Source organism: Pseudomonas sichuanensis, assembly GCF_003231305.1.
GTDB lineage: Bacteria > Pseudomonadota > Gammaproteobacteria > Pseudomonadales > Pseudomonadaceae > Aquipseudomonas > Aquipseudomonas sichuanensis.
Window position 1 is genome coordinate 16,473 of sequence record NZ_QKVM01000031.1, and the last position, 15,094, is coordinate 31,566.

Below are 15,094 nucleotides of genomic sequence, written 5' to 3' on the forward strand. Positions count from 1 at the left end.
GCGGAAAAGGAAGTTTTGCATGAGCATCAAGCCAGGCCCTAAGCGCACCAATGAAGATGGCACTCCGGACAAAAGGCAGCGAGTCACCCCTGAGAAGCAGAAGGACCATCCGGACCTGAAACCTCACAAGCACAAAAAGGGGGAGTAAGAGAAAAGCAGCTCTCGGGAGCTGCTTTTTTGTTTAGGCTGCGTGCAAACCTTCCTGACTGTAGTCGTGAGTCTTCTGCTTTGCGTGATCGGTTGGGGTTGTTTTAAGTCACTACAAGGTGGTCACTTGTCGGGCGCGACTCACAAAAAGCTTAGATCGGCTTGATTACCGCCTCGCTTTGGCTAGCTTGGAATCCATCGCTATCCATCGATTGCAGGGGGCTGCATGCGTTTGCGCGGAGATGTTTATTGAAGCTGGGCAGATCCTACGCTTCATCACCGGACCCACGAAGAGATCCTGAATGACGGATTTTATCTCGACGTGCAGGTAAAGCTTTCGCGGAAAGCCGCAACGCAGCTGTTTATCGGTGTGTACGCGCCGTCGGGAACCGCGCTTTATGAGGAAGCGTTCGACACCCGGCCGAACGAATCAATGACGAGCGCGTTGGCCTGGGGAGTCGCCAGAGCGCGTGTCGTAGCTACGTTGTAAACCACTTTTTTTCACTGTAAGCCACTGTGGTTTACAGTGAAAAAAGTGGTTTACAGCAGGCCTCCTCAGGCTTGAGTCAGCTCCAGCAGATCGCCCAGTTCCTCCCGGGCCATCTTCACTCAACACTGAGCCAGTCGTGAGGTTGCACCGCACAAAGTCTTCCGCATCTATGTCCCGCTTGGCAGAATTCGAAGGCGTGATGTCTGTACCTCCTTCAAATCCGCGATCATGGTCATGCGCCGACGCGATGGCGCGGCGCTGCCATTTGACATTTAAGAGAATACGAAATATTTGCGTACGGTCTCTACTACTTCCCAAGTTCCGGAAAAGCCAGGCTCTATAATAAATTTGTCGCCTGCTTTGAGGTGAATTGGCTGCTTACCATCGGGGGTAATCACGCAATAACCTTCTTGGAAGTCGCAGTACTCCCATTTGGTATAGGCCACGCGCCATTTACCGGGCGTGCATATCCATGTACCCATAATCTTCGACCCATCTTCCGAGGTGTACGAGTTCAGATTGACAGTGTGAGGCTCGCCCGACAGCCGTTCCCAGGTGCATGCGTCAAGAACTGGTAAAGGGGAGGTGTCGCGCAGTACAACGATTAGGTCTTTCATAGAATGTGTTCGTGTGGTGATGATGTTTTGTAGCATCACAAAGTATGTCAGAAGAGAGATGTCTGTACCCGACACTAATATGCCCGTTTGCGAATTTCTGTCTAGGCTAACTCCATATGAAGGTGAGCGTTAGTGTTTTTTATATCTGATTATCAGCTCAAATGGTCGATGTTTCTATCCGGCCATTCAAAAACGATCTGAGGGTGGCGGTGGAAGGTGGTGATGTATTGAACTACGCTATACATGCGTCGCTGCAATAAACTAAATTGCATGAGAATAAAAATGCCAGAAGAATCTTATTGTAGCTATGATGAAGCTCGCCAGATAATTGCCGCGCTTAATATATGCACTGCCGGTCAATATAGGAGTCGATACAAAGAGCATGCGGGATTACCATCAAATCCCCCAATTTTCTTTGCGGGAAAAGGATGGGATTGTTGGTATGTGTTTCTGAGCAAGGCAAAGCCAGACTTATACGAATCGTTGTCGCAAGCACAGATTGCAGCAAGGTTTCTAGGTATTTCAACTCAGCTAGAATACGTGGCTCGTTATAAGGAAGACTCACGTCTGCCTTCCGATCCCGTACGGTTTTACGATGAATGCAAATCTTGGAGGCATTTCTTCCAAGAGGATTATGAGAAAGCTTATCCAACCTATGAAGAAGCAAAAAGCGCAGCGAGAAAGCTAGGTGTACACACCGCGAAAGAATATAAAAACCGTTACTTAGCCGATAAAAAACTGAGGAGTAATCCAAATGAAGTCTACGCGAAAACAGGTTGGAAAGGGTGGGGGCCGTTCCTTTCAGATGAGCTGGTTGCTATATACGCGAGCTATGAAGAGGCTAAGCAAGCGACAAAAAAGCTGGGGATTGTGAGTGTTCCGGATTATCGGAAAAGATACTACGAAGATCCCAGGCTCCCATCTAGCCCTGAAAAGGCTTATTCTGGCCGCGGCTGGACTAATTGGTATGATTTTTTTGATAGGCAGAAATCTAAATTTTATCCCACCTATTCAGAGATGGAGCAGGCGGTGCATAAATTGGGCATTACGAGTAAAGATGAGTATTTGGTTAGGCGTAAGGAAGACGAAAAATTACCCTGTGCGCCTTGGTCGGAGTACGCTTCTAAAGGCTGGGTCAGTTGGAAGTTTTTGTTTCGTTTCTTTAAACCGCTTTTTTATAGTGATTTGGCCGAGGCTAGCGCCGCTGCTCAGCGGTTGGGGATTATAAGTGCGTCTGACTATAGAGCTAAATATAAACTGGATCCTCGTCTGCCGTGCGACCCTAAGAGTCACTTTCTTCCATGGTCAGGATGGCCAAATTTCCTTGGGGTTGAGCGCGACAGGAATTACAAAACATATGAAGAAGCAAAAAAAGCTGCCGAAAAATTTGGTTTTAAGTCATATGCCGAGTATAGAGACGGATATAAGCAGGATCCTAGGCTGCCGAGTGCTCCCTATCGAGCCTTCAAGCACAAAGGCTGGATCAGTATACAAGACTTTCTTTCGCTGGAAATAGCTCCTGATTATTCAGATAGCTACCCATGCTTGTGTGATGTATATGAGAAACATTTGAGGTTTCAAACAAATTATGCAATACGTCGCATGGCGTTGAGGGTGCTGATAAACGGATACTTTCACGAATTAAATTTACCTGATGATCCAAAATTTTTATTATTAAGGGCTAATAAGTTTAATGCTGCGCTGTATATATCATTGATTGAGTCTCAGGCAGAGTCCCTGAAGCAGCAGGTACACACGTCAATTTCGACATTTTTTCAGTGGGTTCTCGACGAAGAATGTACAGATGTCGATGGGGATGAGAGCGTCGTGCTAAACGACTTCAGAAATCCGTTTTCTAGCATCCTCGCCGGATTCGCCAAAGGGTTAGGCTATTCTAAACTAGGTCAGACGAATAAACCCTCGCTTGGTTACGAGTATATTTTGAGAGCTAGAAACTACCTCGTTCCTGATTATGAGATGTCTCTATCACGACGCGTGTCCCTAAGCCAGTTAGAGCATCTCCAAGAGTTCTTCGATAGCCGCGGAGACTGGCTTGATGTCCCATTATCGAAAATTGATGTCGATGATCCTCATACGGTATGGCGAAAGCTTGAGCGAATTGAGCGGGTTGTTGCTGGGAAACGGCGCAGAGTAGTTGTGTATCAGGTATGGTCTCCGGTTCGGTTTGTAGCGCTTTATACCTTGCTAAGGTTTCCATTACGGGGGCAACAGATTCTGTGGCTGGATAGCGGAGAGGCTGACCGAGAGGTCGGAGTTGTTGACATGGAAACTGGTACAATTGAGTGGAGGAAGAATACTGGGCATCTTGCTTTGCGTGGCACCAGGAGCAGTACACCTCAGGCGGCAGTTCAAAAAGGAATAAATGGATATCCAAAGTTCTATTGCACAACTAATAAAACTGGTGCTCGTGATCAAGGATACGAAGTCGAATGGATTCCAGAGGATTTGGCGTATTGGTTGTTGGTGTTGAGGGACTGGCAGGAAAAATACTCACCGCTTGATTACCCCACACCATGGACTTCGATAAAAACACACGCAGAGATCAATAGTGAGATTTTGAAATCTCGGGGTAGCCAATGCTTTCTTTTTCGACAAGATAAAACGGGTCAGCCTATTACTACGGCAACGGCCTTCCAGACCACATTGCCTAAGCTACTTTATCTCATTCAACGGGGTGGGGAAGATCTAGCCAGGAAAAACAGTCAGTACGGACCTCGTTATCTTAGTGACTACACTCCTCACTGCTTGAGGGTAAGTCTCATCACCGCCTATATAGCGGACGGGGATGCGCCGATACATATAGTGTCGAAGCTGGTTGGGCATGCAGCGCTCGTCATGACCATTCACTATGTGAGTCTTAAGGAACACCAAATGCGGAGGCCTATGCAAGAGGCCGAGAAGCGTGCTGAATATACCGCCTGTGATAATTTGGTGCGAGACGTGCTTGCCAATGGCTTGCAATCGCAAGCTAGGAATTTGATTGCAACTGACGGAAATAGGATTTTTTTCGAGAAGTCATCGACAAAATCTGCAAACGTAATTTTTGATTGGGGAATATGCCCGATGTCGGCTGCCGCCTGCAATATAGGTGGTGATCTCATTGAGAATGTATATGCCGCGGTTGAAGCTGGGTATCTAGGGCAGAAAAATTGTCCTCGTTGTCGTTTCTTTGTTTCAGGGATAGCATTCTTAGGAGGATTGGTTTCATTGGCGAATGAGATAGCTCTTGAAATTCATGATGAAAGCGGTAGATATCAAGCTTATACAGCTGAACTGGATGAGTTGGAAAGCGCCTGGTACGATGCGAGCATCAAAGATCTACCATTTGATCGGGAGCTGGACCGTAAACGTTCAGTCGCTCAACAGCAACAAAGTGCAGCAAAACTCGAAGTGTTGTTACGTGACTATGGGGCTGTCAATCGCTACGTAATGGATTGCGTAAAAGCAATCGATCACACTGAGTCAGAAAATAGTGAGGCAGAGCTTAAGTTAGTTGTTTCGGAAGACCTGAAGGAGATGAGCTTCAGGGCCTCAGAGTCGACCTACCATCTGCTGTCTGAAATCTGTCAAAATGCAACTATTTACAGATCTGCGAACCCATCTCGTGCCTTGCCATTGATTTCAGAAATGATCGACAGGATGGCAGCTAATAACGGGTTGCGGCCAGCAATGTATAAGCTTACAAATGCGCAAAAGCTTGCTGCATGCAATCAGTTAAATTCGTTGCTGATGAGTCGTCTGCATTCCTGGGAAAGAATCGATAATTTGATCTCAGGGAAGTTAATGATATTGGATGTTGATGAATATCAAGCCGGTTTGACTCCCATAACATCCGAAATCAAGGCGATTTTTTCGAATTACGTATCGCTTACCTCTGGTGCGCATGGAGACGAGAATGATGAGTGAGCTTCCAGAAGTGGTATTTGAAAGGTTGACATCCGAAGCAAGTGACTCTCGACGCCGTCGAAGTCTGGAGGCGATCAACGAAGCTTGTAAGATTGCTGCGAGCCTTGAGGTAAAGGACTTCTCATACAGAGCTCTGCTGGCTATGGGACAAGCTCGCGGCTTGGCAGTACCCAGTGAAAAGTCGATTGTGAATCCTACAGGGGAACATTACAGATTGCTAATCCATGCTTGGAAACAAGCATCGATGCCAGCTCCAACGCATCAATTCTCTGATGCATTATCTTGGGTCTCGAGTATCGAAGATCCGGTGCTGAAGTTAAATGTTTCTTTGCTGGTAAAGGAGTTGAAGGCGTTAAAATCAAAGATGCGTCGACAGCTTTCTAGTGGCATGACGCCCATTTTTTTAGGTGCGGTTGAAGGGAAAACACCTGAAACATACTTTCGGCTGAGGGAGGTTGAATTATCGGCGCTGAGGTTTGCAATCGATGAGGATAATCTGCGTCAGATGGGACAGACAATCGGGCCTCGTGGCGAGGTCTCGGACTCCAAGGGCCGTATCATTCAAAAACCGGGATTCAGAGATGCGATTGAGAAAGTGTTGACCTTGGAGAGGGGAGGTTAGCAAAGGGCCTTATCGGTGGCTTCGATTTAGGAACTGGATGCTGGGGTATCCTAAAATTATTCCCAAAAAAAAATCAAGAAAAACAAGTCGATAACGTATTTTTGTTGGTTTTGGGATATTTTTGGTTTCACTAAGGACGGAAGTGGCAGAACTCCCACTTCTCGTAGTTGACCTCGAACTTGCCCGGGGTGCAGATCCAGGTGCCCATGATCTTGCTGCCGTCGGCCGACAGGTAGGCGTTGAGGTTGACGGTGTGCGGGTCGCCGCCGATGCGCTTCCACTTGGTCGCGTCGACCACCGGGGTGGGGCAGGTTTCGCGCAGGACGGTGATGAAATCGGACATGGCGTGGCTCCAGGCAATGAGTGATAGAACGCATCACCATAGGGCCAGGCGTCGTCGGCCAGTTGCCTGTGCTCGACGCCTGGCTGTCTGGATGCGCTATCCGGCCTGCTGGCTGGGGCTGTGTACCACACTGGCGCTGGCCTGAGCGACGCTCAACGCAGCGCATTCACCTCGACGGTGATGTGTGCCAGCTCTTCATGCACCTCAAGCGCCTGGCGCACGCTGTCGGCGCTCAGTGCGCCGGCGGTGGCCAGGCTGACGATGCAGGCGTACTGGTCCTTGCCGACGCGCCACACATGCAGGTCGGTGATGGCGGCGGCCACCGGCAACTGCGCTACCACCTCGCGGATCTCTTCGACCACCGGCGCATCCATTTCGGCATCCAGCAGCACCCGCCCAGTATCGCGCAGCAGGCCTTTGGCCCATAGCGCCACCAGCAGTGCACCGACCAGGCCCATGACCGGGTCGAGCCAGCCGGCACCCCACAGTTTGCCGGCCACCAGGGCAACGATCGCCAGAACCGAAGTGGCGGCGTCGGCGATCACATGCAGGTAGGCCGAGCGCAGGTTGAGGTCGTGGTGGTGATGGCCGTGGTCATGCGCATGCTCGTGGTGATGCGTGTGGTCATCGCGCAGTAACCAGGCGCAGATCAGGTTGACCGCCAGGCCGATCACGGCGATGAAGATCGCCTCGTCGTAATGGATGGCGCCTGGCGCCAGCAGCCGTTCAACCGACTGGAACGCCATCAGTGCGGCCACGCCAAGCAGCAACAGGGCGCTGGAGTAGCCGCCGAGAATCTCGATTTTCCAGGTGCCGAAGGCAAAACGACGGTCGCCCGCATAGCGCCGCGCAGCGGCGTAGGCCAGCAGCGACAGGCCGAGCGCGAGGGCATGGGAACTCATGTGCCAGCCGTCGGCCAGCAGGGCCATGGAGTTGAAGAACCAGCCACCGGCGATCTCCGCCACCATCATCACGGCAGTCAGCCATACTGCCAGCCGTGTCTTGCGCTCTGCACCGAGGTTGCTGGTATGGAACTGGTGGCTGTGCAGCCAGCGGTCGGAGGTTTGCGTGGTCATGGTTTATCATGCTCCCGGAAAGGCGTGAAATATACTATACCCCAGTATACCTGTAGTGATGGAAGCAGAATGGCACATACCCTCAAGAGCAAGAAGCAGCTGCTGACCCGGGTGCGCAAGATCAAAGGCCAGGCCGCCGCGCTGGAGACCGCGCTGGAGCAGGAAAAGGACTGCCTGGCGATCCTGCAGCAGATCGCCGCCGTGCGCGGCGCAGTGAACGGGCTGATGGCCGAAATGATGGAAGGGCATATCCGCGAGCATCTGGTGGCGGAAGGGCTGAGCGCCGAGGAGCGGCTGGAGGAGGCCGACAAGGTGGCTTCGCTGTTGCGCTCCTACCTGAAATAGCGTTTGGCAACACCGCGGGGCTGGTCTCGCGTTACGCGCTACAACCGCTCACGCACAGCGGCAATCACCTCAGGTATACCCCTCCCCAGTACCTTGGGTGGCGTCGGGCTTTCGCCGAACTCGCGCCAGACGAACAACGTCAGTTCCGCCCCGTCGGTCTTCGACAGGGCATGCTCCAGCGAGCCGAACTGTTGCAGCGCACGGTAGCGCTCATCAGCCCAGAACAGTGCCTCGACCCAGTCGTACACCGGGATGAAGTGAAAATGCAGCGGGCAACCCGGTACATGCCCGAAGCGCCCGATGTACAACCACCTGGGCGCCAGCACTTGTTCCATGGCCCGTTGCAGCCTGGCCATCAGCCGGCCCATGTCCGCCAGCGCCTGGTCGGGCAGGTCGGCCAGGCTGTCGACCGGCGCCCGCGAGCCCAGCATCAGGTAGCCGGGCAGGCGCGACGTCAGGTGATGGTTGACGATCCAGTGCTCGCTCTCGTGGACGATGTATTCCCCGGGAATGTGCACCGACTCAGGCCCACCAGTAGCGCACGAAGTGGAAGAACACCGGCGCTGCGAAACACACCGAATCCATGCGGTCGAGCATGCCGCCATGGCCTTCGATCATGTGCCCCCAGTCCTTCACCCCGCGGTCGCGCTTGATCGCCGACATCACTAGCCCGCCGAAGAAGCCCATGGCATTGACGGTCAGCGCCATCAGCGCCGCCTGCCAGAAGGTGAACGGGGTGATCCAGCACAAAAGCGCGCCCACCAGGGTGGCCAGCGCCACGCCGCCGGCCAGGCCTTCGACGGTTTTCGACGGCGACAGGTTGGGCGCCACCTTGCGTTTGCCGAACAGCTTGCCGCACACGTACTGCAGCACGTCGCTGATCTGCACCACCAGGATCAGCCAGGCGATCAGCAGCAGGTTGCGGCCTTCGAAGCCTGGGATATCGAGGGTCATCAGCGCCGGCACCGACGATACGCAGTACACCGCGATCATCAGCCCCCATTGCACCTTCGAGGCGCGCTCGAGAAAGCGCGTGGTGTCGCCGCCGAAGCTGGCGAGGATCGGCAGCAGCAGGAACAGGTACACCGGGATGAAGATGCTGAACAGCCCGTACCAGTCCATGGCGATCAGCAGGTACTGCATCGGCAACGCCACGTAGAACGCCGCCACCAGCGCCGGGTAGTCGCTGCGCCGGGTCGGGGTGAGGGTCATGAACTCGCGCAGGGCGTAGAACGACACGCCGTAGAACAGCACGATCACCCCGTACTTGCCGAACAGGAAGGCGATGCCGATCACCAGCACCATCACCCACCAGGCATTGATGCGCGCGTTGAGGTTGTCGATGACCGCATGGGGGGCAGGGCCGGCGCGCCACTTGAGCAGGCGCCCGATGGCGCTGGCCAGCAGCAACAGGGCGCCGATGCCGGCGAACAGCGAAAGGGTGTTGTGATCCATCTCAGGCATCCTTCGGGGCCAGGTTCAGCAGGGCCTCGCGGGCCCGTTCGAGAAATGCGTGCTTGCCTTCGTCCGCCTGCAGGTGCAGCGGCTCGCCGAAACTCAAGGTGCACAGCAGCGGCAACGGCAGGGCACGGCCCTTGGGCATGACCCGGTTGAGGTTGGCGATCCACACCGGCACCAGCTCGACCTGCGGGTTGGCCGCGGCCAGGTGGAACAGGCCGCTCTTGAATGGCAACAACGGTTCGTCACCGAGGTTGCGCGTGCCTTCCGGGAAGAAGATCAGCGAGTCGCCCTGGGCGAACGCGTCGAGCACCGGTTGCAGCGGATTGCCCTCGGCCGGCGTGCGCGTGCGATCGATCAGCACAGCGTTGAACACCTGGCGGATGAGGAAGTCGCGAATACCGGGCTTGCACCAGTAGTCGGCCCCCGCCACGGGGCGGGTGTGGCGGCGCAGAGGGGCGGGCAGTGCCGCCCACAGCAGCACGAAGTCACCGTGGCTGCTGTGGTTGGCAAAGTACAGCCGTTGTACCGGCTGTGGCGTGCAACCCAGCCACAGGGCGCGGGCGCCGGTGATCAGGCGGGCGGCGGAGGTGATGACGAAGGCGGTCAGGCTGGCGAGCATGGCGGCGGTCTTATCCGGTGAAGGGGAGGGTCAGTACCAGCAGCACTTGCACGGCCAGGCACAGGGCCTGGCGGCGCAGCAGGGCCAGGGCGGCCTGGCTGCGTGCCGGCCATTGACGGCTGTCGCTGGCGCTGGGTTTGAGGCGTAGTTCATGCAGGGCACGGTCCAGGGCCTGGGTATCGGCGGGCAGGTCGCTGCTGGCGGCCAGGTGGGTGAACAGCTCGGCATCCAGGGCGACACGTATCGCCCAGTACTTGTGGGCCAGGCCGATGACCAGCAGCGCCACGCACAGTGCATGGGCCGGCGAAGCCAGCGCCACGCCGAACAGCGGCGCCAGGCTGCAGGCGATTGCCAGCAGGGTTATGCCGTCCGACAGACGTTCCAGCTGGCGCCCGCGGGCGAGCAGGCTGGCGACGAGGCGCAGGTTCATGGCTGGGTTTCCAATTGCTGCAACGCATGGCGATGGGCGCTGTGCAGGACCACCCTGGGGCGTGCCTTGCGGATCAGCATTTCGGCCTGGCTGGCGTCGCTGCAACGGCCGCTGACGATCAGCCAGGCAGCTACCGCGCTGGCGCTGCGCGAATAGCCCAGGGCGCAGCAGACCAGCACCGGGCCATGCTGGCGCAGGTGTTCGATGGCGGCGGCGGCTTGTTGCAGGGTTTGCCGGCTCGGGGCGATCAGGTCCAAGCTCGGCAGGCTTTGGTAATACTGCACAGGCTGTTCGAGGGCCATCGTGGGGCAAGTCCCAGCGGCGCTTGGCAATGGAGCGTGGGAGCGGGCTTGCCCCGCGATGGCGTCAGTACAGGCCAGCTCCGCACACAGGTCGACCACCGCTGCAAACGCCGACGCCTCCCCGTGCCCCGGCATCCGCCCCAGATACACCCCATCCAGCACTTCATCCGCCTGCGGGTGCCGCCGGGTCCACAACCGTGAGTTGGCCCACGCAGCCAGCAGATAGGGCGCCAGCAACACGCTCGCCGCAATCGACAGCTGGCCATCCGCGCCTTTCTGGAAACCGCCCGCACCGAACAGGCCATAGTTCAGCGCCACCAGCAGCAGCGACAACGCCGGCCACAGCAGCCACAAGCTGACGTGCCCGAGCTTGAAAGCCAGCACGGCCAGCAGCATCGCGCCGAGCCCGTAGCGCAACGCCAGGCGCCAACGCTTGGGGTCGCGCGCCAGCTGGGCATGCTGCCAGGGCAGCGGGCCTTGCTGCGGCCACAGCCACAGGCAGACCAAACCGGCCAGTGCGCCGGTTGGCAGGTCGATGAAGTGATGCTGCCAGGTGGTCAGCACCGACACCCCGATCAGCCCCATCCAGCCATGCACCAGCCAACGCCACATACGCTGCTGGGTGTGCCGGGCGAACATCGTCCAGATGATCACCAGCAGTGCGATATGCAGCGACGGCGCCTGGTTGTAAGGCTTGTCGAAGCCCATCAGCACATCGAACAGCCAGCCGAACAGCCCCGACAGTTCCGGGCGCTCGAAGGTGAAGCGCAAGGGCCAGAGCAGGAAGCAACCGACGCTGATCAGTTGCGCGGTCAGCAGCGCCAGGGCGTGCCGGTCCATCTCCCGCCGGGTATGCGGCAACAGGAACGACAAGCCGTACAACAGGTCGATCGACCAGTACGGGATGATCGTCCATGGCCATAACGGCATGTGCCGTTCCCAGGCGAACACCAGGCTGCCGACATCTTCGCGCCCTGCCGTGTAGCTGTTGGCCAGGCCGTAGCTGAGGAAGAAGAACGGGCCGAGCAGCAACAGCCACAGCACGCCACGTCGGATCAGTCCTGCTTCACGGGCCATCAACGCACCCGCTGCGCCAGGCTGACACTGAAAATGCCCCACTCGTCGATGCGCTGGGTGATCTTGCGAAAACCCGCCGCCGCCACCAACTGGTCCATCTCCGCCTGGCTGCGCCGGCGCATCACCCAGGCCTGGCCGCCACGGTGGCTGGTCAGCGCCCGGGCGATCATCTCCAGTTGCGGGTGCCAGGGCTGGCCGGTGTACACCAGGTAGCCGCCTTCTTCGACGGCATCGGCCAGCCCCGCCAGTGAGTTGGTCACGGCCTCATTGCCGGGGAACAGCTCATACAGGCCCGAGACCACGGCAAGGGTCGGGCGCGGGTCGAGGCCGGCCAGGCTCTGGCGGTCGAAGGCGTCGCCCTGGACGAAACGGGCGATGTCACCCAGGCCCTTTTCGCTGATCAGCGCGTTGCCTTGCTGCACGTTCAGCTCGCTGTAGTCGCGCAGCAGGATCGAGTCGGGCAACTGCTGCAAGCCTTGCAGCGCTTCGAGGATGTAGCGGCCGTGGCCGGCGGCGATATCGACGATGTGCACCGGGCGCTGTTGCTCACGCAGTTGGGCGATGGCCAGGCGCAGCAGTTCCTCGACGTTGAGCTTGCGCTGACGGATGCCGCGCCAGCCGATGGCGTTGAGGTAGTTCTGGTCGATCATCTCGCCCAGCCGGCCCTTGCCGGTGGGCTGGTTGCGGTAGACGTAGTCGAGGGTCGAGCCTGAGTCGAACCCGGTGTCGAAGCCCAGCTTCACGCCATCGGAAAGGCCCTTGCCCAGTTGCAGGCCAGCGCGGGTGGCGCGCCAGTACAGGTCGCGTGGCGAGTTGCGCGGCAGCGGTGCGGCCAGGCTTTCGGCCTCGGCGCAGCTGGCGCCGGTCTTGTCGGCATCGAGCAGCGAGGGCACGGGGGCGGGGTTATCGAAGCAATGCTCGACGAAGCGCTTGATCCGCGCCAGGGCATGGGCACGGTCCCGTTCGCCGAGGGTGTCGTGAAAGAAACCGGGCAGGATGTGCATCTCTTTGCGCGCACTGCCCAGGCGCTCGAAGAAACGTTCCTGCGGGGCGCGTTCGACCACGAAGTCCGAGCCCGATACCAGCAGTTGCGTCGGCACCTGGATCGCCTGGGCATCGGCCACCACGCGGTCGGCGGCGTCGTACAGGCCGAGCAGCATAGTCACCGAGATCGGCCGGCTGATCAGCGGGTCGGCCAGGTAGGACATGACCCGCTCCGGGTCGTGGGTGAGCAGGCGCGGCTTGACGTAGCTGTTGACGAAGAAATTGCCGCGCAGGGCTTTCATCAGCTTCAGCCCGGGGCGGGCGAAGGGGACGTAGAGCTTGACCTTGAACGCTGGCGAGGCCAGCACCAGGCAGCGCACCTTGGGCGCGTAGTCATGGGCCCAGGTGGCGATCAGCACCGCACCGACGCTCTGCGCCAGCACCACCAGGTCGGGCTCGGCGATGCCGTGTTGCGCCTGGATATGCTCGATGAAGGTCTGCACGTCGCGCACGCTGGTGGCGAAGCTCGGGCTGTCGCCGCGCGCGCCTGGCGACTGGCCATGGCCACGGGCGTCCCAGGCGAAGACGTCATAGCCGGGCAGGTCCAGCTCGTCGGCCAGATGCGCCAGGCGCCCGCCGTGCTCGTGGCCGCGGTGGAACATCACCACGGCGCGGCGCGGCTGGTGTTCGTTGCGCGTGGCAGGCCAGTGACGGTAGTGCAGCTCGACGCCGTCATGGGTGGAAAAATGCAGCGATTGCGCTTGGCGCATGGCGAATATCCTTTTCCGGCAGCGGAGGCTCAGCGGGTTTCGGGCAGGCCCTGGCGAACCCGGTTGTACAGGGTATAGAGCGAGAGCAGCAGGATGACCAGCAGGCCACTGTTACAGCGCAGACAGACGGGGGGCGGATCACGCGACGGCATTCGAAATGTCCTTTTTTCGTCAGACGGCAAGGGGCGGATTGTGAGGAAACATGACAATCCACGGCAAGCCCTGTACGAGCGGTGCGTCACAGTGGAGGCGAGAAACCTGTGCTGACGTCTTCGACGTCATTGACGAGGTCGGCATGCGTGATATTGAGTTGCCATTACAGCAATGATACTTTTTGAAACGAAAATACAACTCGACTCACGCAGTAAGGGAAAACTCATGTCATTGAAAGGAAAGCTGATCTCCGGTTACCTACTGATTGGCCTTGTTTACGCGTTGTATTCCTGGTTGTTTGGCTACTACTCGCACTTTAGTTTTGCCTACAACCTTGGCCGTGGCCTTGTATGGCCGGGAGCCATGTTCCCGGCGTTCGGTGCGTGGCTGGGGGGTATCGTCATGGTCGCGGTGGTCTTGTACATCACCTTCGGCCGTCGATAAGCAACTAAATGCATTCCAAGGACAGGTTAACGATGAAGATCGGAAAGTTGCTCGTGGCCATCGGCTGCGCGGCATTGCTGAGCGCATGCGGTTCGAGCGAGGACAAAGCGAAGGAGCTGATCGAGATCAGCGGTGCGGATCAGCAGTACGGGCTGTTGGTCGAGATGGCGACCTCGGGCTATGCGTCCCGCTACCCGATGCTGGAGCAAGAGCAAGTTCGCAGTGTGATACGTGACAACGTATCGCAGCAGGATATGAAGCAGGCAATGATCGATGTGTACGCCGATCATTTCGACGAGGATGAGCTGGAACTGATGATCCAGGCTCAGAAGCGTCCCAACCAAGCGATGCAGATTATCCTGGGTTCCAAAGATGGGCGAGCACTGGCGCTGAAAGTTGTCGAAATACAGAAGACCATGATGAAAGACATGCAAGAAGCGATGGCTGATAGCGACGATAGCATCGTTGACGCCTTGGATGATCTCAAGGATCGCGCCAAGGGGTGAGCCAGGCAGGCAGGAAAAGCCCGGGAGACCGGGCTTTTTTTTGATGGATGCGAAGGTAAGTGAAATTCGCTCCAGCGCACTCAGCAAGATTCGGCCAGGCCCTGGCGAACCCGGTTGTACAGGGTATAGAGCGAGAGCAGCAGGATGACCAGCAGCAGGCCGTTGATCCAGGTTGCGCTCAGCAGCCCGAAGGCGACCCCGGTGCCCAGCACGCCGAAAGCGAAGGCCCGGTCGCTCTTGCCCATCGGCCCGTCGTAGCGCCGCGACGCGCCGGCCAGTGGGCCCATCACCCCGGCGTATTCGCTGATGACCGCGAGCAGCACCACCAGCACCACCAATGCTGGCGACACGCCGGGCAGCAGGGCGAAAGGCAGGTACAGCGCGGCATCGGCGATCACGTCGCACAGCTCGTTGAGGTAGGCGCCCAGCTTCGATTGCTGGCCGAACTCCCGGGCGAGCATGCCGTCGACCGCATTCAGTGCCATGCGCAGCAGCATCCACACCGGCACCAGGATGAACAGCCACGCCACCTGGGGCAGCCAGGCCAGCAGCAGGCCGATGAGCACGGAGATTGCGCCAGCGGCGACGGTGACCTGGTTGGCGGTGACGCCACGTTCGAACAGGCGTTGGACGGTCGGGCGCAGCAGCGCCTGGAAGCGGGGTTTGAGCTGGTAGATCGATGGCACGTGGAATTCCCTGTCGTGGTACGGCGATGCGGCGATTGTGAATAAGACGCGTGGGTGGCGGCAAGTTGACAGCGCCCATCTGTGAAGTGCGTCAG

Annotated in this window: 15 protein-coding genes and 3 pseudogenes; 7 read left to right on the forward strand and 11 right to left on the reverse strand. The window is 57.6% G+C overall.

Annotated elements, in window-relative coordinates; translation table 11 throughout:
- Nucleotides 1–19 precede the first annotated feature (19 nt).
- Together DM373_RS29435 and DM373_RS29245 are read left to right on the forward strand one after the other, a co-directional pair.
- Nucleotides 20–148 (forward strand): hypothetical protein, encoded by a 129-nt coding sequence (locus DM373_RS29435; RefSeq protein ID WP_003253468.1) that lies wholly within the window; start codon nt 20–22, stop codon nt 146–148.
- Between the two features lie 225 nt (nt 149–373).
- Nucleotides 374–637: pseudogene (locus tag DM373_RS29245) on the forward strand (hypothetical protein).
- Between the two features lie 272 nt (nt 638–909).
- On the opposite strand, the gene DM373_RS16885 reads toward DM373_RS29245, so the two are convergent.
- Nucleotides 910–1,254: a cupin domain-containing protein gene (locus DM373_RS16885; RefSeq protein ID WP_004577665.1), complete on the reverse strand. Its 345-nt coding sequence runs from the start codon at nt 1,252–1,254 to the stop codon at nt 910–912.
- A 282-nt stretch (nt 1,255–1,536) separates the two neighbouring features.
- Between DM373_RS16885 and DM373_RS16890 the strand changes: the two genes are divergently transcribed.
- Both DM373_RS16890 and gmtX read left to right on the forward strand, forming a co-directional pair.
- A complete protein-coding gene (locus tag DM373_RS16890) occupies nt 1,537–5,181 on the forward strand; it encodes a VPA1269 family protein (protein ID WP_167409842.1) in 3,645 nt (1,214 codons plus the stop codon).
- The gene (gene gmtX, locus DM373_RS16895) at nt 5,171–5,803 is read left to right on the forward strand and encodes a gamma-mobile-trio protein GmtX (protein WP_059183340.1); all 633 of its coding nucleotides are present in this window, start codon (nt 5,171–5,173) and stop codon (nt 5,801–5,803) included. Before DM373_RS16890 ends, gmtX begins: the two co-directional genes overlap by 11 nt.
- 139 nt (nt 5,804–5,942) lie before the next feature.
- Here the strand turns inward: gmtX and DM373_RS16900 are convergent.
- Nucleotides 5,943–6,146, reverse strand: a pseudogene (locus DM373_RS16900) (cupin domain-containing protein); the annotation flags it as partial.
- Between the two features lie 152 nt (nt 6,147–6,298).
- Entirely contained in the window at nt 6,299–7,222 is a 924-nt protein-coding gene (gene dmeF, locus DM373_RS16905) for a CDF family Co(II)/Ni(II) efflux transporter DmeF (RefSeq protein ID WP_110994658.1), read from the reverse strand.
- A gap of 69 nt (nt 7,223–7,291) precedes the next feature.
- On the opposite strand from dmeF, the gene DM373_RS16910 reads away from it, so the two are divergent.
- Nucleotides 7,292–7,567, forward strand: coding sequence for a metal/formaldehyde-sensitive transcriptional repressor (locus DM373_RS16910; RefSeq protein ID WP_110994659.1), 276 nt, complete (start codon nt 7,292–7,294; stop codon nt 7,565–7,567).
- 38 nt (nt 7,568–7,605) lie between these two features.
- Here the strand turns inward: DM373_RS16910 and DM373_RS16915 are convergent, their stop codons facing one another.
- From DM373_RS16915 to DM373_RS29505, 7 genes and pseudogenes are all read right to left on the reverse strand, one after another.
- On the reverse strand, nt 7,606–8,085 hold the full coding sequence (locus DM373_RS16915; protein WP_110994660.1) for an HIT family protein: 480 nt from the start codon (nt 8,083–8,085) through the stop codon (nt 7,606–7,608).
- A 4-nt stretch (nt 8,086–8,089) separates the two neighbouring features.
- Nucleotides 8,090–9,022, reverse strand: coding sequence for a phosphatidate cytidylyltransferase (locus tag DM373_RS16920; protein WP_110994661.1), 933 nt, complete (start codon nt 9,020–9,022; stop codon nt 8,090–8,092).
- 1 nt (nt 9,023) lies between these two features.
- On the reverse strand, nt 9,024–9,647 hold the full coding sequence (locus tag DM373_RS16925; RefSeq protein ID WP_110994662.1) for a lysophospholipid acyltransferase family protein: 624 nt from the start codon (nt 9,645–9,647) through the stop codon (nt 9,024–9,026).
- A gap of 10 nt (nt 9,648–9,657) precedes the next feature.
- A complete protein-coding gene (locus DM373_RS16930; protein ID WP_110994663.1) occupies nt 9,658–10,077 on the reverse strand; it encodes a hypothetical protein in 420 nt (139 codons plus the stop codon).
- Nucleotides 10,074–11,456 carry a phosphatase PAP2/dual specificity phosphatase family protein gene (locus DM373_RS16935; RefSeq protein WP_110994664.1) on the reverse strand — a complete coding sequence of 461 codons (1,383 nt, stop codon included), beginning with the start codon at nt 11,454–11,456 and terminating at the stop codon, nt 10,074–10,076. The genes DM373_RS16930 and DM373_RS16935 overlap by 4 nt, the downstream gene beginning before the upstream one ends.
- Nucleotides 11,456–13,210 (reverse strand): bifunctional alpha/beta hydrolase/class I SAM-dependent methyltransferase, encoded by a 1,755-nt coding sequence (locus tag DM373_RS16940; protein WP_110994665.1) that lies wholly within the window; start codon nt 13,208–13,210, stop codon nt 11,456–11,458. Before DM373_RS16940 ends, DM373_RS16935 begins: the two co-directional genes overlap by 1 nt.
- 29 nt (nt 13,211–13,239) lie before the next feature.
- A pseudogene (locus tag DM373_RS29505) lies at nt 13,240–13,323 on the reverse strand (CDP-alcohol phosphatidyltransferase family protein); the annotation flags it as partial.
- Nucleotides 13,324–13,588: 265 nt separating this feature from the next.
- Here DM373_RS29505 and DM373_RS16950 point away from each other — a divergent pair.
- Nucleotides 13,589–13,807 carry a hypothetical protein gene (locus DM373_RS16950; protein WP_110994700.1) on the forward strand — a complete coding sequence of 73 codons (219 nt, stop codon included), beginning with the start codon at nt 13,589–13,591 and terminating at the stop codon, nt 13,805–13,807.
- Between the two features lie 32 nt (nt 13,808–13,839).
- Nucleotides 13,840–14,313 (forward strand): DUF2059 domain-containing protein, encoded by a 474-nt coding sequence (locus DM373_RS16955; RefSeq protein WP_110994666.1) that lies wholly within the window; start codon nt 13,840–13,842, stop codon nt 14,311–14,313.
- An 80-nt stretch (nt 14,314–14,393) separates the two neighbouring features.
- On the opposite strand, the gene DM373_RS16960 is transcribed toward DM373_RS16955, so the two are convergent.
- Nucleotides 14,394–14,999, reverse strand: a complete 606-nt coding sequence (locus DM373_RS16960) for a CDP-alcohol phosphatidyltransferase family protein (protein WP_110994667.1) — start codon at nt 14,997–14,999, stop codon at nt 14,394–14,396.
- Between the last annotated feature and the right edge of the window lie 95 nt (nt 15,000–15,094).